Genomic DNA, 17313 nt, shown 5'->3' on the forward strand with positions numbered 1-17313 from the left:
GGGCGATGGTGGAGGGGTCGCCGGCGTGGAAGCCGCACGCCACGTTGGCGCTCGAGACGGAGCGGAAGATGGCGGCGTCGTCGCCCATGGTCCAGTTGCCGAAGGACTCGCCGACGTCGCTGTTGAGGTCGATGTAAGCCATAAGTGATCCTCGTCTCGTTTATGTGGTCCACTCAGCATGCCTCATGACGCTGGATTGTTCAACAATGTTTGGTGGTCGGGTTGCAAAAGGAGCGCCGCCGCACGCACAAAAAAGGGAGGGAACCTCGTCGAGGCTCCCTCCCTTTCGGTTACTCCCTGCGTTACGCGAGCACGCTCACCCGTGAGTCGCGGCGGCCGAACAGGGCGTAGTCGGCGGAGGCGCGGCCTGGTCCGACCAGCGCGAGGGCCAGTGCAGCGGCACCAAGCAGCAGTACAAGCTCATAGCCGTTGTTGGAGACAAAGATGCCGGCCGAGAGGTGCACCAGGACCAGGGCGCCCAGCATGTCGAGTGTCAGCAGGACTGCCACCGGGCGGGTCAGCAGGCCGAGGATCAGCGCGATACCGCCGACCAGCTCCAGCGTTGCAATAAAGGGTGCTGCAATGTCGGCCATGGGGATTCCCATGTCGCCGAACGCGGCGGTGGTGCCGGCGATGGTCCATTCGTTGTACTTCTGCCAGCCGTGTGCGGCGAAAAGGAAGCCGACGACGACGCGGAGAACGGTACGGGCGGTGGTGGTCAGGGTGGCGTTCTTCATAAGGATCCGTTTCGGGGTCTGGGTGGCGGTGCCTCTGGTTGGCGGGCACCGCCGTCGTACGTGTGTGTCCTGTGAATGCTTAGCGGACGAGGGCGAAGCCGCTGGTCCACTGGATCTTCTCGCCGGCGGCGAGGGTCAGCTGCAGGAAGCCGATGGCTTCGAGCTCGCGTGCGCGGGCCAGTGATCCGGCGTCGACCGCGTCCACGCCGCCTGCTTTGACAGCGTCGGCGAGGGTGTTCTTGGCGTCGGCGTCGTCACCGGCGATGAGCACGGTGGTCTGGTTCTGGCCGACGGTCTTGGAGCCGAGGGTTGCGGCGAAGTTGGTGTTGAAGGCCTTGAGAACCTTCGACGACGGCAGTGCGGACGCCAGTTCAGCGGCGGCGGAGCTGTCGGACGGGACCACGAGGGAATCGAAGGTTTCGAAGTTCAGCGGGTTGGTGATGTCGACGACGATTTTGCCGGCGAGCTGCTCACCGTACTGTGCGGTGATGTCTTTGAGGGCGGGGTAGGGGACAGCCAGAACGACGACGTCGCCGTTGACGGTGGCGCCGGTGCTGGAAGAGTCGATGTGCTCGACGGACGAGCCGCCGGCTGCAACAACGCTTGCAATGGCGCTGCCCATGTTGCCCTTGCCGAAGATGGTGAACGAAGTCATGTGGAGCTCCTTTGTGGGAATTGCTTGCGGGTACAACTAATAAGTTAGCACCGATTAGTTGTAGTTGCAAGCGTTACGTAGAATGAAGCTATGACGCGATGGCTCAGCAGGGAAGAACAGGATGTATGGAAGCGGATGGCGGCTGTGCTCGAGCTGCTGCCGGCGGCGCTCGACGGGCAGTTGACCCGCGACGAGGACCTCACGCACTTCGAGTACTTTGTGCTGGCCTCGCTGTCCGAGGTGCCGGGACGTACCCTTCGGATCACGGCGCTTGCCTCCCAGACCAATGCAACGCTTCCCCGGATTTCCCGGGTGCTGACGGGCCTGGAGAAGAAGGCGCTGGTGGAGCGGAGCGAGTGCAGCGAGGACCGGAGGGCCAAAAACGTGACGCTCACCGAGGCGGGCTGGACCAAGCTTGTGGGTGCGGCGCCGGGTCACGTCGAGTTTGTGCGGGGGATGGTGTTCGACCAGCTCACGCCGGAGCAGGTGTCGCAGCTGTCCGACATTACGACGCAGCTCCTGAAGACGCTTGACCCCGAGGGCCGGATGTTCGCTTCGTTTGGGAAGTAGGGGTTCGGGTTCTTTCTTCGCGTTGCGTCTTGCTTCGGGGCTGGCCCTGGACGCGGCCGTGGGTCCTGCCTCGCTTTTTGAGTTCACTCCGGGCGCCGGTTCTGGGTGCCGGTTCCGATGCCGGTCGGCGCCGGTTCTGGTGCCGCCGAAAATGTCGTAGGCAGATGATGGTATTGGTTCATGGCGGGGAAGCACTCAACCTGGGTCTCTGAGGAGACGGCGCTGTGGGCGTCTGACTCAGTCATGGGCCCGTTGGTGGGGCAACTGACTCACCATCCCGTGACCCACCGGGATCTTGAGGCGTCGCTGGAATGTCTGGGGGAACTCGCGTCCCTCCGGGCATGGGTTGACGCACAGGAGGCGAAACTGCTGACCCGCATCGCCGAACTCACAGTGGGTGCCCTTGCCGCGGATGGGTACGGCGGCCTTGTTGCACAGGAATATGGGGAGAGCCTTGCGGCGGCTGAAATCGGTTCGGTGCTACGGATTCCGGATGGTTCGGCAGGGAAGCTCGTCGACCAGTCGAAGCTGCTGGTGAATTTCTTCCCCTCCACCGTGGAAGCGCTTCAGCTGGGGAAGATTTCGCGGCGGCATGCTGTGGCTGTGTCGCAGGAGTGTTGCGGTGTTCCCGAGGATGAGATCCCGGACTTTGAGGACCAGCTGCTGGAGGTTGCTCGGGGAACAACGGTTGCGAAGTTGGGCCACCGGGCGCGGCGTCTGCGTGAGGAACTGCATCCGGAGTCGGTAGGGAAACGGCGGGAAAGGAAGGTTCGCGACCGTTCCGTTCTGGTGGAGCCCGACCGTGACGGCATGGCCTGGTTGAGCGCCTACCTGCCGGCGGAGGAGGCCTACGGGATTGAGCACCGCATCGACCTGACAGCAAGAGCCCTGCAGTGCCCGGATGAGCAGCGGACACTGAGCCAATTACGCGCGGATGTGTTTTCCGATCTGCTGACCCATACCTGTGCGTCGGATCCGACGGTCAAAGCCGCCGGTGTGGTCGCAGCGCCTTCACCGTCGGCGTGGTTCGTGTCTTCGTCTGGGTCCTCGTCGAGGGCGTTCCCGTCCGGTGCCCAGTCGTCAGGCTTCGCTTCGTCGGCCGGACAGCCAGGCGGATCCGGACAGTCAGCAGAACCCGGACAGTCCAGTGGCTATCGAGGAATTGCCGCGCGCGTGTTTGTGACGGTGCCGGTACTGACCTTGCTTGGCGGAGATGAACCCGCTGAACTGGACGGCTACGGCCCCATCGATGCGGAAACAGCGAGGCGGCTGGCCGGGCACGCGCCGTCGTTCACCCGCCTTCTGACCCATCCGGAAACGGGAGCGGTTCTGTCGGTGGGCAGGACGAGGTACACCCCGCCCAAAGACCTGCAGGACTGGGTTAGGGTACGGGACAAGACGTGCCGGCATCCAGGCTGCAACCGCGTGGCGGTGCGGTGCGAGATCGACCACACAAAACCGTGGTCGCAGGGAGGGGAAACCTGTGCAGGTAACCTCGGAGCATTCTGCAAGCGTCACCACATGTTCAAGACATTGGGCTTCTGGAAACACCGACAACCGGTCGAGGGGACAATTGTGTCCACGTCATTCGCTGGGCGGACCTACCTCACGCGTCCGGAACCGTACGGTGCCGGAGCATACAGTGCAAGAGCACAGGCGCCGCCACCGTTTTGAGAGGCGGGGCTTGAGAGGTGCGGCGCCTGCGCTCACACAGGTGGCCGGCTCACACAGGTGGCCGGCTCACACAAGTGGCCGGCTCGCAGCTGGAGCCGGCCACCGCGGGACTCAGGAAACCTGCAGACCGCCGTTGATGTCGTACGTGGCGGCGGTAATGAATCCGGCATCCGGCCCGACGAGGAAGCTGATGAGCGCTGCCATCTCGTCAACGGTACCCACCCGGCCAACCAGAATGTCCTTCGACATATCGCGCTTCCGCTCCTCGGTGAGGGTTCCGCCCATGATGTCGGTATCCACCGGGCCGGGAGCAATACAGTTCACGGTGATGCCGTGTTCGCCCATTTCGCGTGCGAGTGCACGGGTAAATCCGATGATCCCGGCCTTCGACGCGCTGTACGCAACCTTGGAGTAGGTTCCACCGCCGCGCTGCGCCGAAATGGACGAGATGCTCACTACACGCCCCAGCTTCCGGTCGATCATCCCGTGAAGTACCCGCTGCGTGACGAGGAAGGTGCCGGTCATGTTCACCGCGAATACACGTTCCCAGGCTTCCTTGGTCTCCTTCATGAATTCCGTGGGGGAGCTTATGCCTGCGAGGTTGGCCAGCGCCACGATCGGCGGCAGCTCAGCCTCAACGCGGCTGATCGCGGCATCAACCGACGCTTCGTCGGAGACATCCGCGCCGACTCCGAGGGCCTTGACTCCGTTCCGCTGCGCAATGTCCGCTGCAGCCTCTTCTGCTGCAGCGCCGTCGATATCGAGGATGGCAATGTTCCAACCCTCGCGGGCAAGCCGGTCTGCCGTGGCCCGACCGATCCCGCGAGCCGAAGCTGCGCCGGTGAGTACTGCCGTGCGGTCAGAGGGGAATGCAGCTGTTTCTGTCACGTTTGCTCCTGATGTTGATCGTTCTGATGGATGAAGTGTTCATAGTCGTCATAGGTCTGGTTGATGTGTGCCTGCATGGCTTTCCGGGCAACCTCCGGATCGCGGGTGCGGATCGCGTCGAGCACCAGAGCGTGGTGCGCCATGGCATGCTTCTGCACTTCAAGGAACGACGACGTCTCGCGCCTCATCGTGTACAGCAGCTGCTCGAGCGGGCCGAGTATCACCGGAATGAAGGGATTGGCCGAAGCCCGGAAAACGGCTTCGTGGAAAGCAAGGTCAGCGGTAGTGACGGCATCAAGATCGCCCGCCTCATGAGCGCGCCGCAACGCCTCATTGGTGGACTCCATGAACTGCAGGTCATCTTCCGTGGCGTTCAGGGCGGCCAGCTCAGCCGCGCCGATCTCCACCATGCGGCGGATCTCCAGCAGGCGGAGCGAGACGTCGGGGGAGGTGGTGGCTGCCGAGGCAGACCGGATGATCGCCTGGAGGTCCGTCCACTGGGCTGTCGGTTTCACATAGGTTCCGAGCCCGCGCTTCACCTGGACAATGTTCTGCGCCTGCAGCTTTTTGAGCGCTTCCCGGACGGTCAGCCGGCTGACATCGGAGTCGGCAGCCAGTTCAGCCTCCGAGGGCAGCGACGCTCCCGGCGGATAGGTGCCGCTGATGATCCGATCGAGGATCTCCTCAAAGACCGACTCAGCCAGTGATGTACGTGCCACCGGGGCACCCCCTCACAGGCCAGCGGGCAAGCAACGTTGCTTCTCGCATGTGCACTGTACTTTCCTTCAACATTTACTTGTCAGATGTCATATGTGTAGTGCTAGTGTGTCATTCAGCACACTGCTTGTCAACGCACAGCGGGCATCGTGCTGATCTAAGACGGCAACGAGGCTTGCTTAGCTGACGAGGAGCACACTACGTGGATCTACAACTACTTTTGGCGCTGGTTCTTGGAATCGCGACCATCATCATCCTGGTGCTGAGGACGCGTCTCGACGCGTTCGTGGCACTGCTCATTGCCGCCCTGGTAACGGGCATTGTTGCGGGACAGGCTCCGCTCGACATTGTTTCCGCCATCACCACCGGCTTTGGCAACACGCTGGCTTCAATCGGCATTGTCATCGGGCTTGGAGTCGGCATCGGAAAAATCCTGGAAGTCTCCGGCGCCGCAAACTCCCTGGCCCTGGCATTCCTGAAGCTTTTCGGCAAGGGGCGTGAGCCCTGGGCGCTCGGAAGCGTTGGCGCACTGGTTTCCATCCCGGTGTTCTGCGACTCCGGCTACGTCATCATGAACCCGCTTGCACGTTCCATTGCACGGGTGAAGCGCGCGGGCTACATCACCCTCGCACTGGCGCTTGGCTGCGGCATGACCCTGACGCACCACCTGGTGCCGCCCACACCCGGACCGCTCGCTGTCGCCGGCATCCTTGGCGCTGACCTCGGTGCCCTGATCCTGGCAGGCCTTGTCTTTACAGTCATTCTGCTTCCCATCGTGGTCATCTATGCCCGGTGGATTGGGCCCAAGATTGAACCCGACATGTCGCAGAGCGTCCGCGAGATGGTCTATGGCACTGCAGCAGCCCGGTCGGGCGGACGCACTGCCACGGCAGTTGCGGATCACGACGACGCCGGTACTCACGACGACGGCGCGCCCACCCTTGGAGATTCCGAGAGCATGCACGTCTCCTCCGTGGATGTCGATAACACCGACCTCGGCACGCCTCCGGCCGGTGCCAAGCCGCACCGGGTTAGCGCGTTTGTCGCTTCCCTTCCGCTGCTCGTTCCGCTGCTGCTCATCATCCTCAACACGGTGAGTGCCGCGATCGACCAGAACAACCAGGGCGTCATCGGCACCGGCGAGTACGAGCCTTCTGCCTGGGCAGTGCCGCTCGCATTCATCGGTAACCCGGTGGTTGCGCTGGTCATCGGTGTCCTGCTCGCGGTCTACGTTCTGCTGCCGCGCTGGACCCCGCGCTCCAAGGTGCAGGGCTGGTTCGCGGAAGCTGCCGCGTCCGCAGGTCTCATCCTGCTCATCACCGGTGCCGGCGGCGCGCTCGGTCAGGTGCTTCGCAGCTCCGGTGTGGGCGACGCCCTCGCCGAAGCCATTGCTGCGACGCCGCTGCCTGCGTTCCTGGTTCCCTTCCTGATTGCAACGCTCGTTCGCATCGCCCAGGGTTCCGGCACGGTTGCAATGATCACGGCAGCGTCAGTCACGGCGCCGCTGGTCACCTCGCTGGGTATCGATCCGATTGTGGCAGCGCTTGCCTGCACCGCCGGCTCGATGGTCTTCAGCTACTTCAATGACTCCTACTTCTGGGTTGTCACGCGCTTTGCCGGACTGGACGGAACCGCGGCGCTGAAGGGCTGGTCCGGTATTACGACGGCGGTCTGGGCCGGTTCCATCCCGCTGCTGTTCATCGCGAACGCCATCCTCGGCTAATACGCGGGTGAGCTAATCCGCTGTCAGAACCGCTCCCGGGAGATGTCTCCCGGGAGCGGTTCTGTTTAGGCAGCACAGATTGAAGCGGACGAACGAAGATAGCGGGAGTGAACGAGACCCGAGGCGATTAGGCTATGACAAATGGCGGCCACCCCAACCTCAACACCTCAAACATCCATCGCGAGAACTGCCGCCCGCATCCTTCTGGGCCTCTTCCTGCTGGCAGCCGGCACCCGCCCACCTGACCTTCGCCCGCTCCGAATTCGCCGCTCAGGTGCCGGCCTGGCTACCGCTCAATACCGACGTCGTCGTATTGGTGTCCGGCGTCGTCGAACTGGTTCTGGGCGCTGCACTGATACTCCTCCGCTCAATGCGAAAGCGGGTCCTGGTGGGATGGATAACGGCAGCGTTCTTTGTCGCCGTCTTTCCCGGCAACATCGCCCAGTATCTCGAAGGTGTCGACGCCTTTGGACTCGACACCGACCGCGCCCGGCTTATCCGGCTCTTCTTCCAGCCGGTCCTGGTGCTGTGGGCGCTGTGGTCCACCGGCGCATGGCACCACCGCCGATTGCTACGCTCCTCAGGTGAGCACCTACGCCGCTAACGGCATCCCGCCACGACCACGATCGGACGTGGCGCTATCGACATAGACGTGGTCATTGCGCTTGTCGGTGCGGTCATTCTGATCGGAATGGGTTCGATCTTCCGGCACCGGTTCATCCCCAGCCCGGAGTTCTGGTCCGGACTCGAAAAGCTGGTCTACTTTGTGCTCCTGCCCTGCCTGCTCGTCACCGGACTCGCCGACGCCGACTTCGCCTCCATCGAGCCCGGACCGATGGTCCTGGTGCTGGCCGCCTCAGCATCGTTCGCAGCACTGCTCGCCTACGCCACCCGACGCCCCGCCGCAGGCCAGAACGGCCCGGCATTCACCTCCGTCTTCCAGGGCACCGTCCGCTTCAACACCTACATCGGAGTAACGACGGCGGCAGCCCTCTTCGGATCCGACGGCATCGCCATCGCCGCACTCGCCAACGCCGTCCTGATCCCGTTCGGCAACCTCGCCTCCACTCTCGCGCTCGCCCACTACGGACACCACAAACTGCGCGGTTCCGCGGTGGTGCTCGCCGTGTTCCTCAATCCGCTGATCCTGGCGTGCGCCGTCGGACTGGCCGCAAACCTCATCGGCTCCGTACCGGGAGTACAAAGCTTTCTCGATACGCCGGCACCGGACGCCGTCCTGCAGCTTTTGGTCGCCGTCCTCGGACTGCTCGGGGGAGCGGCACTGCCCATCGGTCTCTTCTGCGTCGGGGCCGGACTGCGCGGACGGCTCGTTTCACGGCAGTCGCTACGCCCGGTCGCAGCAGCACTGGTGCTCCGGTTCATCCCGGTTCCGGCTGCGACGCTTGGCCTGTGCCTCCTGCTGGGATTCACCGGCCCGGCCGCCGTGGTGTGCGTGGTCTTCCAGTCACTGCCCACGGCGACAAGTTCCTACGTCTTTGCCCGACGCCTCGGCGGCGATGCCTCCCTCATGGCCCAGATCACCGCCGCACAGACCGTGCTCTCGGGCGTAGTACTGCCGACGTGGATCCTGGTCGCCCTCACGGTACTGATGTAAGCACCGACTCAACCAGGCGCAGCGCTCACCTCAGCGCGGAGCCCATATTGCTCGCTAGGATCGATGCATGGAAACCCGCGAAGCCGCCGCAGATACCCTCGTCACCCTCAGCGACATCGAAGCCGCCGCCGAACGCATCAGCGCCCTGGTCCTGCGGACCCCGCTCATCCAGCTTCCGCACCCCGAGCGCCCGGACGAGATCCTGCACTGCAAGGCCGAATCCCTCCAGCCCACCAGCGCCTTCAAGCTCCGCGGCGCCTACAACACCATTGCCCAGGTGCTGGATCAGGCCCGTGAACACGGCATCGTCGCCCAGTCCTCAGGCAACCACGCCCGCGCGGTCGCCTGGCTGGCACACCGGCTGAACCTGCGGGCGGTCATCGTCATGCCCGACGCCGCACCCCTCCCGAAAATCGCCGCCGTACGTGCACTCGGAGCAGAGGTCCAAATTGTTCCCTCAGCCCTCCGCGACATCCGCGCCCACGAGCTCGTTGCTGAACACGGCTACGTCCACGTTCCGCCCTACGACGACCCGCGGATCATCGCCGGACAGGGAACCGTGGGCCTCGAAATAGTGCAGCAACTCCCCGAGGTGGACACCGTCCTGGTGCCGATTTCCGGCGGTGGCCTCATCTCCGGAATCGCCACCGCGGTCAAGGGGATGAAGCCTGAAACCCGCGTGATCGGAGTGGAACCGGAACTCGCCGCGGACGCCGCCCAAAGCTTCCGCGAAGGCCGCCGCATCACCTGGGAACAGGAACTGACCTACCGCACGGTGGCCGACGGCCTGCGCACCCCTGCCCTCGGCGTGCACCCATGGGAGCATGTAAAGCGCTACGTCGACGACATCATCACCGTCACCGAGGAGCAGATCCTCTCCGCCATGCGCCACCTCACGCTCGAAGGCAGACTGGTGGTCGAGCCGTCCGGCGCCGTTGCCACGGCTGCCTGGATGCACGGCCTCATTCCCGGCCATCACGACGGCGACACGGTAGCCGCCGTCGTCTCCGGCGGATCAGTGGACCCTGCCCTGCTCGCGAAAGTGCTGCAGCGGCAGTTCTAGAGCCGTTAGAGTTCAGAGCCGTTCGAGGAAAGCGGTGAGCAGCCCCACCCACTGCTCCCGCGCGGCGTCGTTCACTTCCTGTGAGGGCAGGCCTGCCTGCGTTGCCACGATCGACGCGGTCCCGTTCTTTTTCGGCTCGCTGGTGACAAGAACAGATGAGCCGTCCCGGGCATGCGATCGCCACGTCAGACGCCGGTCGGATCCACCGGTCTTCGGGTGCTCTGCGAGCAGCGACTGTACAGTCGGGTCGCCGGCAGCAAACTCCGACCACCGCGTCATGAGCTCCTCCAGACCGAGCGCCGTCGACCTGCTCACGCTCAGCTGGAACGTGCCGTCAGAACGCTGACCGGGAACCCGCCGCCCAATGTGGTGCTCGTAGGCAACCGCGACGGACTGCGCCCACCAGCCGGCCGAGTCCATGGTGCCGTCAAGTTCCTCGTGAACCTTCAGCGCAATGTCCTTGTGGTTCAGGTCCCGGCCGCCGAGTGAGTCCAGAAGGCTGAGCCACTCATCCCATGAACGGCTGGTGGCCCGTTCTATGGACGCAATTTTGGGGTCGATTGCCATTCCCGAATACTGTCACGCCCCGCCGACGTTTGAGTTACCCGCCGGTCTGCAACTCATCTGAGCCGCCGGACACCCGTCCACTGGACTTCTGCAAGCGGTCGATGTGCTCGGATGCCTCGGCCTTGGTGATATCGGCAGGGATCTCCTCACCGGCTTCCCGCGCCAGCGTATCCAGATAGCTGCGCTGGGCCTCGGTCATGGGTTCATCACCGGTGACCCAATCTTCAGGGTCACGCGCAAAACCGCCCTGTGGTTCCGGCGTCGGGCTTCCCAGTGTCTCTTCAGACATATCCATGCTCCTTCGGTAGTAATTTACGGCTGTGCTTCCGGCGGCAGCGCTTCATGGTGGGCGCGGCCGTGCGTCCGGCGGTCTTCCTTCATCTCGGCTTCGAACAGGTGCCGCTTGCCCTCCACGAGTTCATCGCGCGCACGCTTTTCCAGTGCCTTGAACTCCGAGTAGTAGTGGTCGTCATAGTCCTCGACAATCTGGAATGTCCACCGCCCCTCAATGACATTCCGGCCCACAATGTTCTGCTCCAGCTCATCAGCGAGGCTGTCATGCCCGGCTTCGCGCAGCAGGTCCACGGCCTCACCGAGGGCAAGATCCCCCTTACCGGTCAACCGATGGAATCCATACAGCAGGCCGCGGGCATGCTCCACCACTTCGAGCGCTTCCGAGAGCTTCCCGAGCGCCTCCACCGTCTTGTCCGAAGCCGATCCGGGCCGTTGATGGTTGCTGTCCGGCCCGTCCGATCCTGAGATAGTCATACTGCTTACCATATACAGCACGAGCGGCGGTTGGGGTGATTTCGGCTCCGCCCTATGCCGATACCCCGCACCCGCCTACCCTGAATGCATGCCCACCAACAGCTGGACACCGGCAGGCAGCAGTACGACGACGGCGCCTGACCTCCCAGCCATCCAGCGCCACACCGTCCGGGTCCTCATTGCAGCCCAGATCCTCGGTGGGATCGGCATGGGATCAGTCCTTTCCATCGGTGCTGTGATGGCCGCCGTGATCTCCGGTTCCGAAGCCCTCTCCGGTACCGCGGCCACCCTGAGCACGCTGGGCGCCGCAGCCAGCGCCATTCCGCTGGCACGGTTGGCCCAGCGGCTTGGACGCCGCACTGCACTGACCACTGGTGCACTGATCGCGGCGTCGGGATCGCTCACCGTGGTGGGGGCGGCAGCGCTCGAATCCTTCCCGCTCCTGCTCCTGGGGTTCGCGCTGCTCGGCGTGGGCGTCGCCGTCAATCTGCAGTCCCGCTTTGCAGCAACAGACGTTGCAAGCTCGCAGCGTCGAGGCCGCGACCTGTCGCTGGTGGTCTGGTTCACCACCGTCGGAGCGGTCCTGGGACCCAACCTGATCGGCCCGGGTGAAGTGGTGGCCGATACGCTCGGCATGCCGGACCTGACCGGGCCCTTCCTGATTGCCGCTGCCGCACAGGTTGCGGCTGCGGCGGTGTATCTCGTGGCGCTGCGGCCCGATCCGTATCTTCTCAGCCGCACCCTACCGTCGGACCCCAGGGATGACGCGCCCGGAATGGTGAGGGGCAGGGGAGCGCTCATCTTCGCGATCGGATCCATTGCGGTCAGCCACGCCGTCATGGTGTCGGTGATGTCCATGACTCCCGTGCACCTGGTCAACCACGGCGTGACGCTGACCATCGTCGGCCTCACCATCAGTCTGCATATCGCCGGCATGTATGCACTGTCGCCGGTGTTCGGCTGGTTGAGCGACCGGGTTGGACGGGTTGGCACCATCCTGATCGGCCAGGCGTTGTTCGTCGTCTCACTGGCCTTCGTTGCGTTTGGGGCGGAAAGCCCGGTGCTGGTCACTATCGGCCTGATTTTCCTCGGCCTGGGCTGGAGCGCGTCAACGGTGTCGGGTTCGGCACTGGTGGCTGACCTCGTCACCGGCGCAGCACGTGCCCGGATCCAGGGCCGCACCGACCTCTCCATGAACCTCGCCGGCGCGTTCGGCGGCGCAGCCTCGGGTGTGGTGCTGGCCATGGTGGGCTACTCGGGGCTGGCCTGGGCGGCCGGCTTGCTGGTGCTGCTCATCGTGGCGGGCGCGACGACAATGCGCACCGCCCGTCCGCTCTCCGTGTAAGAGGATCAAGGGAGCAGCGCAGGTCCTACTTGTGCGCCGTTTCATCCCAGAGTGTGCTCATCTCGGTCATGGCCCGCTCCATGATGGCGAGCATTGCGGCGTGCGCGTCAACGGCGTTGCCGCGCTGAATCGCGCTCGCCACATCCACATGCATCTGGAGCGCTTCTTCATGGGGATGATCGGGCATCATGCCGTAATGCGTGCGGCCGGTCAGAACCTCTGCAACCAGTGAGTTCAGCTTGCCGAACATCTCGTTCCCGGAGCTCGACAGCACCAAATGGTGGAACTGGATGTCGAGTTTCAGGAAAAGTTCCGTGTCGCCATCCCGCCCGGCGGCCCACAGTTTTCCAGCCAGCCCCATCAGCTCGCTGGCGTCGGCCAGCGGAGCACGCATGGCGGCAAGGCGAGCGGCCTGGGGCTCGACGGCGGTGCGCAGCTCAGTGAGCGAGCGCAACTGTGCCACCCGCCCCGGCGAAGCAAGGCGCCAACGGATGACCTGCGGATCGTAGAGGTTCCATTCGGTTGCGGGAAGAACCTGCACACCCACCCTTCGGCGGGACTGCACCATCCCCATTGATGCAAGAACGCGGAGCACCTCGCGAATTACTGATCGTGAAACCCCATAACGTTCCTCAAGCTCCTCGATGCGCATGATGCTGCCGCTCTGCCACTCACCCGCACCGATGGCGAGCCCCATCTGGTCCACCACCGATGCGTGAAGGCCGGAAAAGGCGACGTCGGAGGGTTGGGAATCGGCGGCTGACATGGAGGAAGCGTACCAACAGCATCCCAATCGCGACTGTGCGTTGCATAAGTATGATCTTTGTGACTACACTCACTCGATATAGCAGATGTAATACATCTACTCCAGCCCCGCATCCAGCGGTCGGCCCTCAATGAAGAGAAGTGGAGACACAGTGCAACGCACAATCCTGCGGAAAGCCGGCATCACGGCAGCAATCGCAATGTTCGCCGGCGGGTCACTGGCCGCGTGCGGCGGCAGCGGCGGTGAAGGTGGGGAGGAAGCAGGTTCGGACACCCTGCGGGTCACCCTCGCCAACCACGTCTGGACCGAGCAGATCATCGCCGCCATCCCGGAATTCGAAGAGGAAACGGGTCTCACGGTTGAGGTGACCCAGCTCGGTGAAGACCAGCTGTCAGCCCAGTACAACGTGCAGCTCAACGCGGGCACGGACGAGATCGACGTCATGATGTACCGCCCGCTCCAGGAAGGAAAGCTGTTCGCACAGAACGGCTACCTGGCTGACCTGACCGAGCGCGTTGAAGCCAACAGCGAATGGGACTGGAGCGACTTCCAGCAGGGTCCCGTGGATTCCACCACCTATGAGGACAAGGTCGTCGGAATTCCCACCATCACTGAGCGTGAGGTCCTCTACTACCGCACCGATCTCCTGGAGCAGGCAGGGTTGGAAGTTCCTGAAACCCTCGAGGAACTCGAAGCCGCCGCCAAGAAAATCAACGAAGAGAACCCCGACGTCGCAGGCTTCGTGGCCCGCACCGGCAAGTCCCCGGCCGTCACCCAGTTCTCCAGCTTCCTGTACGGCTTCGGCGGCGACTTCATCGATGACGAGGGCAACTCCGCCGTCGCCAGCCCCGAAGCCAAAGAGGCCTACGCCTACTACGGGCGCATGATCAACCAGTATGGACCGGAGAATGTCAGCACTGACATGAGCTGGCCCGAGGCCATGGCAATCTTCACCCAGGGTGGCGCCGCGTTCTACACCGAAGCTGACAGCCTCTACCAGAACGCCACGGACCCGGCGAACTCCCAGGTGGCGGAGAACGTAGGCTTCGCGCCGATGCCCGCAGGACCGGCCGGCTCCAAGCCCTACAACGTTCCGTCATGGGGTCTCGGGATCAACGAGGCATCGAAGAACCAGGACAACGCCTGGAAGTTCGTTGAGTGGGCCACCAGCCAGGAAATGGTTCTCAAGATCCAGCAGGAAGGCGTTCCCGGACCCCGCCAGTCGGTCTGGGCCAACCCTGAAGGAACGGCAACCTACCCCGAGGACCTCGCAGCGGCCATCGAGATCAGCGCTGAAAACGGTGTCGGCCACGACCGCCCGCTGGTCATCAACGTCGGAGAAGCCCGTGAAGTAGTGGGCGAGCCCATCGTCGTCGGAATCACCGGCGGCGACGTTGAGGACGCAGCTGACAAGGCAGACGAGGCCTTCCAGAAGTTCCTCGACGGCGGTACTCGCCGGAATCTCCCGGGCCGGCTCCCGATTGAAAGACTTCCCTTACCATCCCCAAGGACGTGGACAATGACCGTCGCCTCCCTGCCGCAGAAATCCGCATGGAAGGCCTATTCCGACTGGGCTAACAACCACCGGAAGTGGCTTTTCGCAGCACCGGCCATGGCCTTTGTTGCCATCCTCATCATTTTCCCTCTCGCCTGGACCCTGTACCTCAGCCTCACCGACGCTTCCGGTTCAGTCCGCGCAGAATCCGAGTTCATCGGCTTCGCGAACTACGCAGAGGTTCTCACCGACACCGACCGCTTCTGGCCGGCCGTAGCCCGCACGTTCATCTTCACCGGTGCAGCGCTCCTGGTTCAGATGGTGCTCGGTATGTGTATCGCCCTCCTGCTGTGGCGCCCGTTCAAGGGTGAGAAATGGGTCCGGGTGGCCATCCTCCTCCCGCTCGTAGCTACCCCCGTTGCCGTCGGCATGATGTGGCGGCTTATCTTCGACCCGAATATCGGCTTCGCGAACCAGGCACTCGCCTGGTTCGGCATCCCGGCACAGCCCTGGCTCTCAGGGCAGGACACGGCACTGGCCACGGTCATCTTCATCGATATCTGGCAGTGGACGCCCATGGTTGTCATCATCCTGCTCGCCGGGCTCACCTCGCTTTCCGAGGAACCGGATGAAGCCGCACGCATCGACGGCGCCAACGCCTGGCAGCGCTTCAAATTCATCACCGTTCCGCTGATGATGCCCACCATCATTGTGGCCATCCTCCTGCGCAGCATCGACGCCCTGAAGACCTTCGACCTGCTCTACGCCACCAAGGGACGAGGCGGCGGCTCCTTCAACGAAGTTGAGACGCTCAACGTCTACGCCTACGGACTGAGCTTCGACTACAACGATTACGGGTTGTCGTCGACCGTGCTGATTATCTTCTTCCTCATCATCATCGCCGCGATGTGGGTCCTGACCCGCCGCCGGAAGGACGTCCAGAAATGAGCAGCGTTGTCACCCCGAAAATGCTCCGGCCCGGCGCCGAAACGGCCGCCCGCCCGCCCGCACAGCGGCGCCGCCGGAAGCCGCTTGCCACCAGGGCCTATAAGGCCTTCCGTGTCGTCGCCCTGATTGTGATCGTCCTGTCGTTTCTCGCCCCGCTGGCCTGGATGTTCCTCGCATCGCTGAAGACCAACGTGGACATCTACGACGCCAGCAAGACGCTGATCTTCGAACCTACCACCGCGAACTACGAGACAGTCCTCGGCCGGAACAACTACCTGTCCTTTGTCTTCAACAGCTTCTGGGTAGCCTTCGCCTCCACAGCACTCTCACTGATCATCGGTGTTCCGGCGGCCTACTCCATGAGCCGCTTCGCGATGCGCCGCTCTGCCCTTGTGGTCCTCATGGCACGCATCATCCCCGGCGTCAGTCTGCTGGTCCCGTGGTACTACGTGTTCTCCAACCTGTCCATGGTCGGCGGATACACGGTTCTCATCCTGTCCCACATGTTCGTTGCCCTGCCGCTGATCGTGTACATCCTGATGTCCTATTACGACTCCATGCCGCTGGAACTGGAAGAAGCGGCGCGGGTTGACGGGCTGACCCACATCGGTGCCTTCCTGAAGGTCACGCTGCCGCTCTCGATGGCGGGCATCGCCACCGCAAGCATCCTGGCGTTCATCTTCTCCTGGAACAACTTCATGTTTGCCCTGGTGCTTTCCGGTGCGGATACCAAGACCCTGCCTGTCGCCATCTTCAACTTTGTGGCGTACGCCAGCATCGACTGGGGAGGCCTGATGGCGGCCTCGGTGGTGGTCACCATCCCGATCATGGTCATTGCCCTGTTCACGCAGAAGTACATCGTCTCCGGCCTCACGGCCGGCGCGACCAAGGGCTAGGCCATGGCGAAACCATCAACCCCACCGATTGTCATCATGGGGGTGCAGGGCTCTGGGAAAAGCACCCTCGGTGCCTTGCTCGCGGCGCGCCTCGGCGTGGAATTCGTGGACGGGGACGACCTCCACCCCGAGGAGAACAAGCAGCTCATGGCTGCTGGAACACCGTTGACGGATGAGGACCGGCTGCCCTGGCTCCACTCGGTAGGGACACAACTGGTGCGGGGCGCGGACACCGGCGTCGTCGTCGCCTGTTCCGCACTCAAACGCTCCTACCGGGACCTGCTGCGCGGACATGCGCCGGAACTCTTTGTCCTCCATCCGTACGGATCGAGGGAGCTGGTCGCGGCGCGAATCTCCGCGCGGGAGCACGAATACATGCCGCCGACGCTCCTCGCCTCGCAATACAACACCCTGGAATTGCCGGGGGACGACGAACTCGGGCTCACCGTGGACATCGCTCTCCCGCCGGACGTAATCGTTGACCGCGTCTGTGCACACCTCACCGAAAGCAGCGTCCATGCGCATTAGCCGAATAGAAACCTTCCTCGTCCCGCCCCGTTGGCTCTTTGTTCGGGTGGAGACCGACAGCGGGATTGTCGGCTGGGGTGAACCCGTAGTCGAAGGCCGCTCCGAGACTGTGCGCACCGCCGTCGAGCAGTTGTCTGAGCTGCTCATCGGGCAGGATCCGCTGCGCATCGAGGATCACTGGCAGGTCATGACCAAGGGTTCGTTCTACCGGGGCGGGGCGATTCTCGCCAGCGCGGTAGCAGGGCTCGACCAGGCGTTGTGGGACATCCATGGGAAATCGCTTGGAGTTCCGGTACACCAGTTGCTGGGCGGGCATGTCCGTGACCGGATCCGGATGTACGGCTGGATCGGCGGCGAC

Annotated in this window: 18 protein-coding genes and 2 pseudogenes; 11 read left to right on the forward strand and 9 right to left on the reverse strand. The window is 63.6% G+C overall.

Features of this window, described 5'->3' with window-relative positions; translation table 11 throughout:
• From X803_RS21615 to X803_RS0113690, 3 genes are all read right to left on the reverse strand, one after another.
• The coding region (locus tag X803_RS21615; RefSeq protein ID WP_173400919.1) for a LamB/YcsF family protein at positions 1 to 142 on the reverse strand (142 nt) is incomplete at its 3' end.
• A 160-nt stretch (positions 143 to 302) separates the two neighbouring features.
• Complete coding sequence (locus X803_RS0113685) at positions 303 to 737, reverse strand: DoxX family protein (RefSeq protein WP_026545560.1); 435 nt, start codon at positions 735 to 737, stop codon at positions 303 to 305.
• Between the two features lie 79 nt (positions 738 to 816).
• Positions 817 to 1392 carry an NADPH-dependent F420 reductase gene (locus X803_RS0113690; protein ID WP_026545561.1) on the reverse strand — a complete coding sequence of 192 codons (576 nt, stop codon included), beginning with the start codon at positions 1390 to 1392 and terminating at the stop codon, positions 817 to 819.
• 90 nt (positions 1393 to 1482) lie between these two features.
• On the opposite strand from X803_RS0113690, the gene X803_RS0113695 reads away from it, so the two are divergent.
• Together X803_RS0113695 and X803_RS20130 are read left to right on the forward strand one after the other, a co-directional pair.
• Positions 1483 to 1962 carry a MarR family winged helix-turn-helix transcriptional regulator gene (locus X803_RS0113695; RefSeq protein WP_026545562.1) on the forward strand — a complete coding sequence of 160 codons (480 nt, stop codon included), beginning with the start codon at positions 1483 to 1485 and terminating at the stop codon, positions 1960 to 1962.
• Between the two features lie 180 nt (positions 1963 to 2142).
• Complete coding sequence (locus X803_RS20130; RefSeq protein ID WP_051470766.1) at positions 2143 to 3636, forward strand: HNH endonuclease signature motif containing protein; 1494 nt, start codon at positions 2143 to 2145, stop codon at positions 3634 to 3636.
• 111 nt (positions 3637 to 3747) lie between these two features.
• On the opposite strand, the gene X803_RS0113705 is transcribed toward X803_RS20130, so the two are convergent.
• Positions 3748 to 4524 carry an SDR family NAD(P)-dependent oxidoreductase gene (locus tag X803_RS0113705; protein ID WP_026545563.1) on the reverse strand — a complete coding sequence of 259 codons (777 nt, stop codon included), beginning with the start codon at positions 4522 to 4524 and terminating at the stop codon, positions 3748 to 3750.
• The gene (locus tag X803_RS0113710) at positions 4521 to 5243 is read right to left on the reverse strand and encodes a FadR/GntR family transcriptional regulator (RefSeq protein WP_026545564.1); all 723 of its coding nucleotides are present in this window, start codon (positions 5241 to 5243) and stop codon (positions 4521 to 4523) included. The genes X803_RS0113705 and X803_RS0113710 overlap by 4 nt, the downstream gene beginning before the upstream one ends.
• A gap of 200 nt (positions 5244 to 5443) precedes the next feature.
• Between X803_RS0113710 and X803_RS0113715 the strand changes: the two genes are divergently transcribed.
• From X803_RS0113715 to X803_RS0113730, 4 genes and pseudogenes are all read left to right on the forward strand, one after another.
• Positions 5444 to 6964: a GntP family permease gene (locus X803_RS0113715; RefSeq protein ID WP_026545565.1), complete on the forward strand. Its 1521-nt coding sequence runs from the start codon at positions 5444 to 5446 to the stop codon at positions 6962 to 6964.
• Positions 6965 to 7105: 141 nt separating this feature from the next.
• Positions 7106 to 7568, forward strand: a pseudogene (locus X803_RS20135) (hypothetical protein).
• Between the two features lie 48 nt (positions 7569 to 7616).
• Positions 7617 to 8579 (forward strand): AEC family transporter, encoded by a 963-nt coding sequence (locus X803_RS0113725; RefSeq protein ID WP_051470767.1) that lies wholly within the window; start codon positions 7617 to 7619, stop codon positions 8577 to 8579.
• A 67-nt stretch (positions 8580 to 8646) separates the two neighbouring features.
• The gene (locus X803_RS0113730; RefSeq protein ID WP_026545567.1) at positions 8647 to 9642 is read left to right on the forward strand and encodes a threonine ammonia-lyase; all 996 of its coding nucleotides are present in this window, start codon (positions 8647 to 8649) and stop codon (positions 9640 to 9642) included.
• Between the two features lie 12 nt (positions 9643 to 9654).
• On the opposite strand, the gene X803_RS0113735 is transcribed toward X803_RS0113730, so the two are convergent.
• The 3 genes from X803_RS0113735 to X803_RS0113745 are packed head-to-tail and all read right to left on the reverse strand — an operon-like array spanning position 9655 to position 10977.
• Complete coding sequence (locus tag X803_RS0113735) at positions 9655 to 10209, reverse strand: hypothetical protein (protein WP_026545568.1); 555 nt, start codon at positions 10207 to 10209, stop codon at positions 9655 to 9657.
• A gap of 34 nt (positions 10210 to 10243) precedes the next feature.
• A complete protein-coding gene (locus tag X803_RS0113740) occupies positions 10244 to 10504 on the reverse strand; it encodes a DUF3072 domain-containing protein (protein ID WP_026545569.1) in 261 nt (86 codons plus the stop codon).
• A gap of 17 nt (positions 10505 to 10521) precedes the next feature.
• A complete protein-coding gene (locus X803_RS0113745; protein WP_156930080.1) occupies positions 10522 to 10977 on the reverse strand; it encodes a hypothetical protein in 456 nt (151 codons plus the stop codon).
• Between the two features lie 88 nt (positions 10978 to 11065).
• On the opposite strand from X803_RS0113745, the gene X803_RS0113750 reads away from it, so the two are divergent.
• The gene (locus X803_RS0113750; protein ID WP_026545571.1) at positions 11066 to 12322 is read left to right on the forward strand and encodes an MFS transporter; all 1257 of its coding nucleotides are present in this window, start codon (positions 11066 to 11068) and stop codon (positions 12320 to 12322) included.
• A 25-nt stretch (positions 12323 to 12347) separates the two neighbouring features.
• Here the strand turns inward: X803_RS0113750 and X803_RS0113755 are convergent, their stop codons facing one another.
• Positions 12348 to 13088, reverse strand: coding sequence for a FadR/GntR family transcriptional regulator (locus tag X803_RS0113755; RefSeq protein WP_026545572.1), 741 nt, complete (start codon positions 13086 to 13088; stop codon positions 12348 to 12350).
• 151 nt (positions 13089 to 13239) lie between these two features.
• Between X803_RS0113755 and X803_RS22855 the strand changes: the two genes are divergently transcribed.
• The 4 genes and pseudogenes from X803_RS22855 to X803_RS20145 all read left to right on the forward strand — a co-directional run.
• Positions 13240 to 15531: an extracellular solute-binding protein gene (locus X803_RS22855; RefSeq protein WP_253907478.1), complete on the forward strand. Its 2292-nt coding sequence runs from the start codon at positions 13240 to 13242 to the stop codon at positions 15529 to 15531.
• The gene (locus X803_RS0113770) at positions 15528 to 16427 is read left to right on the forward strand and encodes a carbohydrate ABC transporter permease (protein WP_026545573.1); all 900 of its coding nucleotides are present in this window, start codon (positions 15528 to 15530) and stop codon (positions 16425 to 16427) included. Before X803_RS22855 ends, X803_RS0113770 begins: the two co-directional genes overlap by 4 nt.
• A 3-nt stretch (positions 16428 to 16430) precedes the next feature.
• A complete protein-coding gene (locus X803_RS0113775) occupies positions 16431 to 16955 on the forward strand; it encodes a gluconokinase (RefSeq protein WP_026545574.1) in 525 nt (174 codons plus the stop codon).
• Positions 16945 to 17313 (forward strand): annotated as a pseudogene (locus X803_RS20145) (D-galactonate dehydratase); the annotation flags it as partial. The gene X803_RS0113775 and the pseudogene X803_RS20145, both read left to right, overlap by 11 nt.

The sequence above is a fragment of the Arthrobacter sp. 35/47 genome (genome assembly GCF_000520475.1).
Lineage (GTDB): Bacteria > Actinomycetota > Actinomycetes > Actinomycetales > Micrococcaceae > Arthrobacter_D > Arthrobacter_D subterraneus.